1 protein-coding gene is annotated in these 15,063 nt (G+C 74.5%); it reads left to right on the plus strand.

Going from position 1 to position 15,063, the window contains the following annotated elements; translation table 11 throughout:
- Positions 1-2: 2 nt before the first annotated feature.
- Entirely contained in the window at positions 3-15,038 is a 15,036-nt protein-coding gene (locus ACZ7NC_RS24565) for a type I polyketide synthase (RefSeq protein ID WP_471491245.1), read from the plus strand.
- Positions 15,039-15,063 lie beyond the last annotated feature (25 nt).

A 15,063-nucleotide genomic window follows, 5' to 3' on the forward strand; every position in this document is an offset into this window, starting at 1 on the left:
CATTGACCATGCCGGACGAAGCAAAACTCGTCGAGTACCTCAGGTACGTCACCGCTGACCTGCACGAGACCCGGCGGCGTCTCGACGAGGCCGAGTCGGGGCGCCACGAGCCGGTCGCCGTGGTCGGCATGGCCTGCCGTTTCCCCGGCGGTGTCCGGACCCCGGAGCAGCTGTGGGAGCTGGTCGCCTCCGGCACCGACGCCATCACCGCCTTCCCCGCCGACCGCGGCTGGGACCTTCAGGGCCGCGGCGGCTTCCTCGACGACGCCGGCGGCTTCGACGCGGGCTTCTTCGGCATCAGCCCGCGCGAGGCACTCGCGATGGACCCGCAGCAGCGGCTGCTCCTGGAGACGTCGTGGGAGGCGTTCGAACGGTCCGGCATCGACCCGCAGACCCTGCGCGGCAGCCAGACCGGCGTCTTCGTCGGCACCAACGGCCAGGACTACGTCCGCCTCGTGCACACCGCGAAGGAGGACCTGTCCGGACACGCCGGCACCGGCCTGGCCGCCAGCGTGATATCCGGCCGCGTCGCCTATGTCCTCGGCCTGGTCGGCCCCGCGGTCACCGTGGACACGGCCTGCTCCTCGTCGCTGGTCTCGCTCCATCTCGCGGCGCAGGCGCTGCGCAGCGGCGAGTGTTCCCTCGCCCTCGCGGGCGGTGTCACCGTGATGACGACCCCGGCTGCCTTCGCCGGCTTCGACGTCCAAGGGGGCCTCGCGGCCGACGGCCGCTGCAAGGCCTTCTCCGACGACGCCGACGGCACCACCTGGTCGGAGGGCATCGGCGTCGTCGTACTGGAGAAGCTCTCGGACGCCGTGCGCAACGGCCGCCGCATCCTGGCCGTCGTCAAGGGCTCCGCGGTCAACCAGGACGGTGCGTCCAACGGGCTGACGGCGCCGAACGGTCCCTCGCAGCAGCGGGTGATCCGGCAGGCGCTGGCGTCGGCGGGGCTGTCGGCCGCCGATGTGGACGCGGTCGAGGCACACGGCACCGGGACCCGGCTGGGCGATCCGATCGAGGCGCAGGCGCTGCTCGCCACCTACGGTCAGGATCGTGAACGGCCGCTGCTGCTGGGGTCGGTGAAGTCCAACCTCGGGCACACCCAGGCCGCGGCCGGTGCCGCCGGACTCATCAAGGCCGTCATGTCCCTGCGGCACGGCGTCCTGCCGGCCACCCTGCACGTCGGCCGCCCCTCCAGCCACGTCGACTGGACCGAGGGCGCGATCGAACTCCTCACCTCCGCCACCGACTGGCCCGACACCGGGCATCCGCGCCGTGCCGGCGTGTCGTCCTTCGGTATCAGTGGCACCAACGCCCACGTCATCGTGGAGCAGCACATACCGGCCGACGCCGCCGCCGAACCGGAGCCGTCCACGGTCACCCCCGGTGTCGTGCCCTGGCTCGTGTCCGCCCGTACCGAGGACGCGCTGGACGAACAGCTCGACCGGATCCGCGCCCACGCCGGGGGCCGCCCGCCGCTGGACGTCGGATACTCCCTGGCCACCGCCCGGTCGGCCTTCGAACACCGCGCGGTGCTGCTCGCCGCGGGGGACCAGCCGGTCGAGGTGGCCCGGGGCGAGACACAGGACGGGCCGCTCGCCGTGCTGTTCTCCGGACAGGGAGCACAACGGCTGGGCATGGGCGGGGAGTTGTACGACCGCTTCCCGGTGTTCGCGCAGGCCCTCGACGAGGTACTGGCCGAACTGCCGCCCGAGGTACGGGAGGTGATGTGGGGCGAGGACGCGTCCGCGCTGGAGCGTACGGGTGTCGCACAGCCCGCCCTGTTCGCCGTCGAGGTCGCGCTCTATCGCCTCGTCGAGTCCCTGGGCATCACGCCCGACTACGTCGCCGGTCATTCGGTGGGTGAGATCGCGGCGGCGCATGTGGCGGGTGTGTTGTCGTTGCGGGATGCGTGTGTGCTGGTGGCGGCGCGGGCGCGGTTGATGGAGGCGTTGCCCGAGGGTGGTGCGATGGTCGCGGTGGAGGCGGCCGAGGACGAGGTGGTGCCGCATCTCGGTGCCGATGTGGCGCTGGCGGCGGTGAACGGGCCGCGTGCCGTGGTGCTTTCGGGCACCGAGGGGGGTGTCGAGCGGGTCCTGGCGGCGCTGGGGGAGCGGCGGCAGTCGCGGCTGTCGGTGAGTCATGCGTTCCATTCGCCGCTGATGGACCCGATGCTGGAGGAGTTCCGCTCTGCCATCGCCGGTCTTTCCTTCGGTGAGCCCGTGCTGCGGCTGGTGTCCAGCCTGGCGGGTGGTGACGGACGTTCCGTGGAGCACTGGGTGCGGCACGTCCGGGAGACGGTGCGGTTCGGTGACGGCGTCGGTGTGCTCGCTGACGCGGGGGTGCGGCACTTCCTGGAGATCGGGCCGGATGCCGTCCTGACGCCGCTTGTCGAGACGGCCGTGCCGTTGCTGCGGCGGGACCGTGATGAGGAGACGGCCGCCGTGACTGCGCTGGCCCGGCTCTACGCCTGCGGCGTCCCGGTGGACTGGCCCGCCCTCTTCGCCGGCACCGGCGCCCGCCGCGTCGATCTGCCCACCTACGCCTTCCAGCACGAGCGTTACTGGCCCGAGCCGGCCGATGCCGTGCTCCCGTCCGGTGACGGCGACGGTGTGGACGCCGACTTCTGGGCCGCCGTGGAGCGCGAGGACCTGGCAGCGCTCGCCGCTCGCCTGGACATCGGCACCGAGGCGCTCGGCGGTGTCGTGCCCGCGCTGTCCGCCTGGCGCAGCAAGCGCCGCGCCCGGTCGCTGTCCGACGCGCTGCGGTTCCGTGAGACCTGGCAGCCGCTGCGCACCACGGCGGCGGCCGGAGCGTCCGGCACCTGGCTGGTCGTCCTGCCCGCCGACGGGCCCGACACCGACGGGGCATGGCTGGACGCCGTGACCACCGCCCTCGGCCCCGACACCGTGTCCATCAGACTGAGCAAGCGTCCCGCGCGAGGCGAACTCGCCGAGGAACTGTCCCGGCTCGCCGCCGACGGCACCCGCTTCACCGGCGTCCTCTCCCTGCTCGCCGGGACCGACGCCACCCGGTGGACCAGCGTCCCGGTCGGCCTCGTCGACACCGCCGTACTGCTGCAGGCCATGGACGACGCCGGGATCCGCACCCGGATCTGGGCCGCCACACGTGGCGCGGTCGCCGTCTCGCCCGACGAGACCGTACGGCCCCTCCAGGCCGCGCTGTGGGGCCTGGGCCGGGTCGCGGCACTGGAGTACCCCGACCGGTGGGGTGGCCTGATCGACCTGCCCGGGGAACCGGACGAGGCCGCACTGCGCCGGTTCACCGCCCACCTGTCCGGCTCCGGCGAGGAGGACGAGGTCGCCGTGCGGGGCACCGGTGTCCTTGGCCGTCGTCTTGTCGCGGCGCCGGGTGCGGAACAGGCTCCGGTGTGGGAGCCGTCCGGGACCGTGCTGATCACGGGTGGTACGGGTGCGCTCGGCGCTCATGTGGCCCGGTGGGCGGCCCGGCATGGCGCGGAGCACCTGCTGCTGCTCAGTCGGCGTGGCCGACAGGCGCCCGGCGCCGAGGACTTGGAGGCCGAGCTGACCGCGCTCGGCGCGCGGGTGACCATCGCCGCGTGCGACACGGCGATCCGCGCCGAGCTCTCGGCTGCGCTGGAGGCGATCCCGGCCGACGTCCCGCTCACCGCCGTGGTCCACGCCGCCGGCGTCCTCGACGACGCCGTGCTCAACGGCCTCACCCCGCAGCGCTTCGGCGCCGTGTTCCGTGCCAAGGTCAGCCCCGCCTTGCTGCTGGACGAGCTGACCCGGGAGCACGGTCTGTCGGCGTTCGTGCTGTTCTCGTCGGTGGCCGGTGCGGTCGGCAACCCCGGTCAGGGCAACTACGCCGCCGCGAACACCGTGCTGGACGCACTGGCGCAGCGGCGCCGGGCCGAGGGACTGCCCGCCACCTCCGTCGCCTGGGGCGCCTGGGACGGCGGCGGGATGGCCGCGGGGATGACCGACGCGCTGCGCGAGACCGGCACCACCGCCCTGGAACCCGGGCTCGCGCTGGGTGTGCTCGCCGAACTCGCCGTCGACCCCGCACCCCTGACCGTCGTCGCCGACCTCCAGCAGCAGGACACCCTGCGGATGCTGTTCAGCATCCGGCCCTGCGCCTCCCTCAGCGCCCTGCCCGCCGCCGAGGAGGCCCGCACCGAGGCCCGCAGGCTCCGCGACGACACCCGCTCCGCCGCCTCCGTCCTGCGCCGCAAGGTGTACGCCGCCCCCGAGGACGAGCGTGTCCCCCTCCTGCTCGACCTGGTCCGCACCTACGCCGCCGGCGTCCTCGGCCACGTCGGAGCGGAGTCCGTGGACGCCGAACGCGCCTTCCACGACATCGGCTTCGACTCGCTGACGTCGATGGAGCTGCGCAACCAGCTCGCCCGCGCCACCGGTCTCTCGCTCCCCGCCAGCCTGCTCTTCGACTTCACCCGGCCCCGCACCCTCGCCGAGCACCTCGTCGCCGAACTCCTGGGCAGCCAGGACGAGTCGGACGGCCCGCTGCCCGCCGCCGAGCCCGCCGACACCGCCGAGGACCCGGTCGTCGTCGTCGGCATGGCGTGCCGTTTCCCCGGCGGCGTCCAGACCCCCGAGCAGCTGTGGGAACTGGTCGCCTCCGGCACCGACGCCATCTCCGCCTTCCCCACCGACCGTGGCTGGGAGATCCAGGGCGAGGGTGGATTCCTGCACGACGCCGCCGACTTCGACCCCGAGTTCTTCGGCATCAGCCCGCGCGAGGCCGTCGCCATGGACCCGCAGCAACGGCTGCTGCTGGAGACCGGCTGGGAGGCGTTCGAACGGGCCGGCATCGACCCGACCTCGCTGCGCGGCAGCCGCACCGGTGTGTTCGTCGGCAGCAACGCCGTCGACTACCACCACCTCCTCGCCCGCGCCAAGGACATGGAGGGCCGCGGCGTCATGCTCGCGGCCAGCGTCATCTCCGGCCGACTCGCCTACGTCTTCGGCCTCGAAGGCCCCGCGGTCACCGTGGACACGGCGTGCTCGTCCTCGCTGGTGTCGCTGCACCTGGCGGCGCAGGCGCTGCGCAGCGGTGAGTGTTCCCTCGCACTCGCGGGCGGTGTCACCGTGATGACCACCTCCGCCGCCTTCGCGGGCTTCCGCCACCACGGCGGCCTCGCCGAGGACGGCCGCTGCAAGGCGTTCTCCGACGACGCCGACGGCACCGGCTGGTCGGAGGGCGTCGGCGTCTTCGTACTCGAACGGCTCTCGGACGCCGTGCGGCACGGGCATCCGGTCCTCGCCACCGTGCGTGGCTCCGCCGTCAACCAGGACGGCGCCTCCAACGGGCTGACGGCGCCGAACGGTCCCTCGCAGCAGCGGGTGATCCGGCAGGCGCTGGCGTCGGCGGGGCTGAAGCCGGCCGAGGTGGACGCCGTGGAGGCGCACGGCACCGGGACGCGACTGGGCGATCCGATCGAGGCGCAGGCGCTGCTCGCCACCTACGGTCAGGACCGTGAACGGCCGCTGCTGCTGGGGTCGGTGAAGTCCAACATCGGGCACACCCAGGCCGCAGCCGGTGCCGCAGGACTCATCAAGGCGGTCCTGTCCCTGCGGCACGGCGTCGTCCCGCGCACCCTGCACGCCGACGTGCCCTCCTCGCACGTCGACTGGTCCATGGGCGCCGTCGAGATCGCCACCGCCAACACCGACTGGCCCGACACCGGGCACGCGCGCCGCATGGGCGTGTCGTCCTTCGGGATCAGCGGCACCAACGCCCACGTCGTCCTCGAAGAGGCGCCGGAGCCGGCCGCCGAGGAGCCGGAGACGGTGACCATCGTCCCGCGCGTGGTGCCCTGGCCCGTCACGGCCACCGGCGAGGGCGCGCTGGACGACCAGCTCGAACGGATCCGCGCCCACGCGGAGGGCCACGCGCCCGTGGACATCGGCCACTCCCTGGCCGTCGGCCGCTCCGCCTTCCCCCACCGTGCCGTCCTGCTCGCCACCGCCGACGGACTCACCGAGGCCGCGCGGGCGGTGGCCGAACCAGGCCCGCTCGCCGTGCTGTTCTCCGGTCAGGGAGCTCAACGGCTGGGCATGGGCCGGGAGTTGTACGGCAGGTTTCCCGCCTTCACCGATGCCCTGGACGCCGTACTCGACGAACTCGGTCCCGGAGTGCGGGAGGTGATGTGGGGCGAGGACGCGGCCGCGCTCGAGCGTACGGGTGTCGCGCAGCCGGCGCTGTTCGCTGTAGAGGTCGCGCTGTACCGGCTCGTCGAGTCGTTCGGGGTCAGGCCCAAGTATGTCGCCGGTCATTCGGTGGGTGAGATCGCGGCGGCGCATGTGGCGGGTGTGTTGTCGTTGCGGGATGCGTGTGTGCTGGTGGCGGCGCGGGCGCGGTTGATGGAGGCGTTGCCCGAGGGTGGTGCGATGGTCGCGGTGGAGGCGGCCGAGGACGAGGTGGTGCCGCATCTCGGTGCCGATGTGGCGCTGGCGGCGGTGAACGGGCCGCGTGCCGTGGTGCTTTCGGGCACCGAGGGGGGTGTCGAGCGGGTCCTGGCGGCGCTGGGGGAGCGGCGGCAGTCACGGCTGTCGGTGAGTCATGCGTTCCACTCCCCGCTGATGGACCCGATGCTGGAGGAGTTCCGCTCTGCCATCGCCGGTCTTTCCTTCGGTAAGCCTGCCCTGCGGCTGGTGTCCAGCCTGTCCGGCGGTGACGGACGTTCCGTGGATCACTGGGTGCGGCACGTCCGGGAGACGGTGCGGTTCGGTGACGGTGTCCGTGTGCTCGCTGACGCGGGGGTGCGGCACTTCCTGGAGATCGGGCCGGATGCCGTCCTGACGCCGCTTGTCGAGACGGCCGTGCCGTTGCTGCGGCGGGACCGTGATGAGGAGACGGCCGCCGTGACTGCGCTGGCCCGGCTCTACGCCTGCGGCGTCCCGGTGGACTGGCCCGCCCTCTTCGCCGGCACCGGCGCCCGCCGCGTCGATCTGCCCACCTACGCCTTCCAGCGGGCCCGGTACTGGCCCGAGGCCGCCGAAGCGGCACCGCAGGGGTCCGGCGTGGACGCCGAGTTCTGGGCGGCCGTGGAGCGCGCGGACATCCAGGCCCTCGCCGGACGCCTCGACGTGGCACCGGACGCGCTCGAAGCGATCGTCCCCGCGCTGTCCTCCTGGCGAAGCCGCAGCCGGGTGCGGACGACCGTCGACTCCTGGCGGCACCGCGAGACCTGGCAGCCGCTGACCACCCCGGCACCGGGACGCCGCGACGGCGCCTGGCTCGCGGTCCTGCCCGCCGACGGAGCCGTAGCGCCGTGGGCCCGCGCTGTCATCGACGCGCTCGGCCCCGACACCGCGACGCTCGTCGCGGACAACGCCGACCGCACCGAACTCGCCGAGCGACTACGGCAGTTCGCGCCCGACGATGTCGGCACACCTCATGTCACCCGTGTCGTGTCGCTGCTGGCCGCCGACACCACCACGCTCCCCGGCGACGTCCCCGCCGGGGCGCCCGGGACGGCGCTGCTCCTCCAGGCCCTGGACGACGCCGGACTCTCCGCGCCCGTGTGGGCCTTGACCAGCGGCGCCGTCACCACCGGTCCCTCGGACGGCCCTGCCGATCCCGCGCAGGCCGCGCTGTGGGGGCTGGGCCGGGTCGCGGCACTGGAGTACCCCGACCGGTGGGGTGGCCTGATCGACCTGCCCGGCGAACCGGACGAGCCCGCACTGCGCCGGCTCGTCGCCGTCCTCGCCGCGCCCGGTGACGAGGAGGAGGTCGCGGTGCGGGGCGCCGGTGCCTTCGGCCGTCGTTTCGTGCCGGTGCCGGGTGTGGAACAGGCGCCCGTGTGGGAGCCGTCCGGGACGGTGCTGATCACGGGTGGTACGGGTGCGCTGGGCGGCCATGTGGCCCGGTGGGCTGCGCAGCATGGCGCGGAGCATGTGCTGTTGCTCAGCCGGCGTGGCCGGCGGGCGCCCGGCGCCGAGGAGTTGGAGGCCGAGCTGACCGCGCTCGGCGCCCGGGTGACCGTCGCCGCGTGCGACACCGCCGATCGCGCGGAGCTGTCGGCGGCGCTGGGGGCCATCCCGGCCGACGTGCCGCTCACCGCCGTGGTGCACGCCGCCGGTGTGCTCGACGACGCGGTGCTGGACGGGCTGACGCCCGACCGGTTCACGGACGTCTTCCGGGCGAAGGTCCAACCGGCGCTGCTGCTGGACGAGCTGACGCGAGAGCACGGCCTGTCGGCGTTCGTGCTGTTCTCCTCGGTGGCCGGTGCGGTCGGCAACCCCGGTCAGGGCAACTACGCCGCCGCGAACACGGTGCTGGACGCGCTGGCGCAGCGGCGCCGGGCCGAGGGACTGCCCGCCACCTCCGTCGCCTGGGGTGCCTGGGGCGGCGGCGGGATGGCCGCCGGACTCCAGGACACCGAACGGTCCTCCGGAGCCGCACTGCTGGACCCCGTCGCCGCCCTCCACGCGCTCGCCGAGCTCGTCGCCGAGCCGCACCCCGTCACCGTGGTCGCCGACCTCCAGCATCCGCCGTTCCTCCAGGCTCTGTTCAGCCTCCGCCCCTCGCCCGCCCTGGCCGCGCTCCCCGCCGGCCGGGAAGCCCTGCGCACGGCCCGCACCTCCCGCTCCGCCGGTGAGGAGGCCCGCCGTGCGCTGCGGGACCGGGTGCACGCGACCACCCCCGGGGAGCGGCTGCCGCTGCTGCTCGACCTGGTGCGCACCCAGGCCGCGGCCGTCCTCGCCCATCCCGACCCCGCCGCGATCCGGCCGGACAAGCCGTTCCAGGACCTCGGCTTCGACTCGCTGACCTCGATGGAACTGCGCACCCGGCTCGCCCGCGTCACCGGCCTGCCGCTGCCCGCCGGTCTGCTCTTCGACCACCCGCGGCCCCGGGCCCTCGCCGAGCATCTCCTCGACACGCTGCTCGGCGAACCGGTCCCCGCGCCCGCACCGCTGCCCGTCGGCCGGACCGCCACCGACGAGCCCCTCGCGATCGTGGGCATGGCCTGCCGCTTCCCGGGCGAGGTGCGGTCCCCGGAGGACCTGTGGGAACTGGTCGTCGGCGGCCGGGACGCCATCGGCCCGTTCCCCGACGACCGGGGCTGGGACCTCGACGTCCTGGCCGGCTCGGGCCGTGGGCACAGCGCCACCGCCGAGGGCGGGTTCCTGCACGACGTGGCCGCGTTCGACCCCGAGTTCTTCGGGATCAGCCCGCGCGAGGCCCTCGCGATGGACCCGCAGCAGCGTGTTCTGCTGGAGACCACCTGGGAGGCCTTCGAACGGGCCGGCATCGACCCGCACACGCTGCGCGGCAGCCGCACCGGCGTCTTCGTCGGCACCAACGGCCAGGACTACGCCGAACTCGTCGCCCGGTCCGCCGAGAACATGGAGACCCACCTCGGCACCGGCCTCGCGGCCAGCGTCATGTCCGGCCGGATCGCCTACGTGTTCGGCCTGGAGGGCCCGGCGGCCACCATCGACACCGCCTGCTCCTCCTCACTGGTCTCCCTCCACCTGGCCGCCCAGGCGCTGCGCGGCGGCGAGTGCGAACTCGCCCTGGTCGGCGGCGTCACCGTGATGACCAGCTCCTCCAGCTTCTCCGGCTTCACCGCCATGGGCGGCCTCTCCGGAGACGGCCGCTGCAAGGCCTTCTCCGACGCCGCCGACGGCACCGGCTGGTCCGAGGGGGCCGGCGTCCTCGTCGTCGAGCGGCTGTCCGACGCCGAACGCCACGGCCACCGCGTCCTCGCCGTGGTCCGCGGCTCCGCCGTCAACCAGGACGGCGCCTCCAACGGGCTCAGCGCCCCCAATGGCCCCTCCCAGCAGCGCGTCATCCGCCAGGCCCTCGCCACCGCCGGACTCACGCCCGCCGACATCGACGCCGTCGAGGCCCACGGCACCGGCACCACGCTCGGCGACCCCATCGAGGCCGAGGCCCTGATGGCGGTGTTCGGCACACCCGACCGTGCCCGGCCGCTGCTGCTCGGCTCGGTGAAGTCCAACATCGGCCACACCCAGGCCGCCGCCGGAGTCGCCGGCGTCATCAAGACCGTCATGGCCCTGCGCCACGGCACCCTGCCGCCCACCCTGCACATCGAGACACCCTCGTCGCACGTCGACTGGTCGACCGGCCCGGTGACCCTGCTGGACCGGGCCGTCCCCTGGCCGGACACGGGGCGGCCCCGCCGGGCCGGCGTGTCCTCGTTCGGCATCAGCGGCACCAACGCCCACGTCGTCCTCGAACAGGCCGACCCCATCGCTCCCGCGACGGACGACGCGGCACCTCCCGCGCCGACCGAACGGCCGCTGCCCTTCGTGCTGTCCGCCCGGACGCCCGCCGCGTTGCGTGGCCAGGCCGCCGCGCTCGTCGCCGATCTCCACCACGACCCCGCCGACATCGCGTACTCACTCGCCACCACCCGGGCCGTCTTCGAGCACCGAGCCGTCGTCGTCGGCACCGGGCGGGACGAACTGCTCGCCGGGCTTGACGCGCTCGCTGCGGGCGACACGGTGACCGCGGGAATGGTGCGCGGCACCGCCGACAGCGAGGGCCGTACCGTGCTCGTCTTCCCCGGGCAGGGCGCCCAGTGGGCCGGCATGGGTGCCCGGCTGCTGGAGGAGTCCCCCGTGTTCGCCGCGCGCGTCGCCGAATGCGCCGCCGCCCTCGCCGAGTTCACCGACTGGTCCCTCATCGACGTCCTGCGCGGCGCCGACGGCGCCCCCACCCTCGACCGCGTCGACGTGGTGCAGCCCGCCACCTGGGCGGTCATGGTCGCGCTCGCCGCGGTCTGGGAGGCGCACGGCGTCACCCCGGACGCGGTGGTCGGACACTCCCAGGGCGAGATCGCCGCGGCCGTCGTCGCCGGGGCCCTGTCCCTGACCGACGGCGCCCGCGTCGTGGCGCTGCGCAGCCGGGCCATCGCCCGCCGGCTCGCCGGACGCGGCGGCATGATCGCGGTCCCGCTGCCCGCCGCCGACGTAGAACTCCGCCTCGCCGCGTGGGACGGCCGGCTGTCGCTCGCCGCGGTCAACGCCCCCGACGCCGTCGTCGTCAGCGGTGACGCCGAGTCGCTGGATGAGTTCTTCGACCGGCTCACCACCGAAGGCGTCCGCGTGAAGCGCATCACCGTCGACTACGCCTCGCACTCCGCCCATGTGGCCGACCTGCACGCCGACCTGCTCACCGACCTCGCGCCCGTCACCCCCCGCGCCCCGCGGATCCCGCTGCTGTCCACGGTCACCGGCGAACGCCTCGACACCGCCGCGATGGACGCCGAGTACTGGTACCGCAATCTGCGCCGGACGGTGCGGTTCGCCGACGCGGTGCGCGCGCTCCTGGACCAGGGCTGCACACGGTTCGTCGAGTGCTCACCGCACCCCGTGCTCACCGGCGCCGTCCACTCCTGCGCCGAGTCGGCCGGCACCCGCGCCGCCGCCGTCGGCACACTGCGGCGCGGCGAGGACGGCACGCACCGGGTGCTCACCTCACTCGCCGAGGCCTTCGTCCGCGGCGTCCCCGTGGACTGGACGGCATCGGGCGGCCACGACCGGGCCAGGGTCGTCGATCTGCCCACGTACGCCTTCCAGCGGCAGCGGTACTGGCCCACCGCCGCGCTCGCGACCACCGATGTGTCGGGCGCCGGGCTCGACGCCACCGGGCATCCGCTGCTCGGCGCCGCCGTCACCGTCGCCGACTCCGGCGACCTGGTCCTCACCGGCACCCTGTCCCTGTCCGCACAGCCCTGGCTCGGGCAACACCGCGTGTCGGGGGCCGTGTTCTTCCCCGGCACCGGATTCCTCGAACTCGCCGTGCGGGCCGCGGACGCCGCCGGCTGCGGCCGGGTCGACGAACTCACCGTCGCCGCCCCGCTCGTGCTGCCCGAAAGCGGAGCCGTCCAGGTGCAGGTCCGGGTCGGCGCCGCCGACGAGGACGGTCGGCGCGGCATACGGTTCCACTCCCGCCCGGCCGGCGGCGACGCACCCTGGCAACTGCACGCCGGCGGCGTCCTCTCCGGCGACCCCGTCACCCCGGCCCCGCTCGACACCACCGAGTGGCCGCCCGCCGGCGCCACCGAGGTCGATGTGAGCGACATCTACCAGCGCTACGCCCGCGCCGGGCTCGACTACGGGCCCGCCTTCCAGGGGCTGCGCGGCGTGTGGCGGCTCGACGACGACGCCTACGCCGAGGTCGTGCTGCCCGAGCCGGCCGGCGGCACCCAGGGCCTCGGACTGCACCCGGCGCTCCTGGACGCCGTACTGCACGCCGGCGTCCACGCGGGCGAGGAGAACCATGAGCGGACGCTGCCGTTCGGCTGGCAGGACGTCACCCTGCACGCCTCCGGCGCCACCGTGCTGCGCGCCCGCATCGTCCGCACCGGACCGGACACCCTCGCCATCACCGCGACGGACGTCGAGGGCGACCCCGTCGTCACCGTCGGCACCCTCACCCTGCGCGCCGGAACCGACCGGCCCGCCGCCACCCCGGCCGACGACCCGCGCGACGCGCTGCTGCACCTCGCGTGGGAACCCGCGCCGGGCGACCTGACGGCACCCGCGGGCGCCCGCTGGGCCGTCGTCGGCGACGACACGCACGGCCTCGGCCAGGCCCTGGCCCTGGCGGGCGAGAGCGTGGTCGCCTACGCCGAGACCTTCGCCGCCGCGATCGGCGAGGACGGCGACAACGGCCCCGTCCCGCACGGCTTCCTCGTCTCCGTCACCGGCGGCGAAGGACACGACGCCGTACACGACACCGTCGCGAGGACCCTGACGCTGCTCCAGGAGTGGCTCGCCGACCAACGGCTCGCCCGCTCGCGGCTGCTGCTCGTCACCCGCGGCGCCGTCGCCCCGGACGGCGGCGACCTGACCGACCCGGCCGCCGCCGCCGTCTGGGGTCTCGTGCGCACCGCCCAGTCGGAGAACCCGGGCCGCTTCGTCCTGGTCGACCTCGACGAGGCGGACACCTCCGCCATGGCCCTGCCCGCCGTGCTGATGGCCGAGGAGGAACAGTGGGCGGTCCGCGAGGGCCGGCTGCGCGTGCCCAGGCTCGCCCGGGTCACCGAGGACGAGACGGCCGAGCCAGCCCGTGGTATCGCCGACTGGAACCCGGACGGCACCGTCCTCATCACCGGCGGCACCGGCGGCCTCGGCGGCGAACTCGCCCGGCACCTGGTGACCCGGCACGGCGTACGCCATCTGCTGCTGGCGTCCCGCGGCGGCGAGGCCGCGCCCGGCGCCGACGAGCTGCGCGCCGAACTCACCGCCGCCGGCGCCTCGGTGACCGTCGCGGCCTGCGACATCGCCGACGCCGACGCCGTGGACGCGCTGCTCGCCGCCGTGCCCGCCGAGCACCCGCTGACCGCCGTCGTGCACACCGCGGGCGCCCTCGACGACGGGGTGCTGCCCGCCCTCACGCCGGAACGTGTCTCCGCCGTGCTGCGCCCGAAGGCCGACGGCGCCTGGCAGCTGCACCGGGCCACCCGTGACCGGGACCTCGCCGCGTTCGTCCTGTACTCGTCCGTCTCCGGCGTCCTCGGCAGCCAGGCCCAGGCCGGCTACTCCGCGGCCAACGCCTACCTCGACGCCCTCGCCGTGCACCGCCGCGCCCAGGGGCTGCCCGCCACCTCCCTGTCCTGGGGATTCTGGGCCCGCCGCACCGGCATGACCGCGCGGCTGACCGAGACCGACCTGCAGCGCATGGAACGCTCCGGCACCCCGCCGCTCGGCCTCGAATTCGGGCTCGCCCTGTTCGACGCCGCGCTCGCCCGCGACGAGGCCCACCTGGTGCCGCTGCGCATCGACCGGACGCGCGCCGGGAGCGACGTACCGCCCCTGCTGCGCGGCCTGTTGCGGGGAACCCGGCGCACCGCCGCCACCGCGACCCGGTCCTTCGCCACCCTCCGCGACCGGCTCGCCCGACTCGATGCCGCCGAGCAGCACAAGGCGCTGACCGACCTGATCGTGGAAACCTCCGCGGTGCTGCTCGGGCGGCGCGAGGAGGGGCCCCTGGACCCGGACCGCGAGTTCCTCACCCTGGGCTTCGACTCGCTCATCGCCCTGGAACTGCGCAACCAGCTCGGCGAGGCGCTCGGCCTGCGGGTGCCGACGTCCGCCGTGTTCGACCACCGCACACCAGCCCGGCTCGCCCAGTGGCTCCAGGGACAGCTCGCCGCCCTCGGCAACCGCGCCGCGGCCGGGCCCGGCACGCTCACCGCCAACGCCCGCGAGAACGCCCCGGACTCGGTGGTCAACCTGTTCTTCGACACCGTCAGGAACGGCAAGACCCTTGAGGCCATGCGGCTGCTGATGGCGGTCGCCGCGACCCGTCCCCAGGTCGAACTCACCGCCGAGGTGCCGGAGCTGCCGCAGCCCGTCACCCTGGCCGAGGGGTCCGCGCTGCCCCGGCTGATCTGCGTCAGCGCGCCCGGCGCCACCGGCGGCGTGCACCAGTACGCCCGGATGGCGGCACCGTTCCGCGGCAGCCGGCACGTCAGCGCGCTGCCCCTGCTGGGCTTCGCCGAGGGCGAGGCACTGCCCGCCGACAGCGAGGCCGCGGTACGGCTCATCGCCGAGAGCGCCCTGCTGGCCAGCGAGGGCGAACCGTTCGTCCTCGTCGGCTACTCCATGGGCGGCACCTTCGCCTACCGCGCGGCGGGCGTACTGGAGGAGACCTGGGGCATCCGGCCCGAGGGCCTGATCATGCTCGACACGCTCAGCCTGGAGTACAAGGCGGGGGAGGGCGTCGACTGGGACCTCTTCCACGAGAACTACCTCGCCGACATGGACAAGCCCGCCGTGAAGCTCGACAGCGCGCGGCTGTCGGCGATGGCGCAGTGGTTCCTGCGGATGACCACGGGCGGCGCGGAACGCTACAAGACCGGCGTGCCGAGCCTGCTGATCCGCTGCACCGCCTCCATGCCCGCGGTGAACCGCGGCGACGAGGCGCCGCCCGTGCCCGCCCACACCACCCGCATGATCGACGCCACCCACCAGACCCTCATCGCCGGGCAGTCCCACGAGACCGCCCGGCTCATGGAGGAGTGGCTGCGGACCCTGGAGTCCGAGGGGCGCTGACCCGCGTCGGCCCCGTCCGCGCACG

The organism is Streptomyces sp. NPDC111802 (assembly GCF_055634335.1).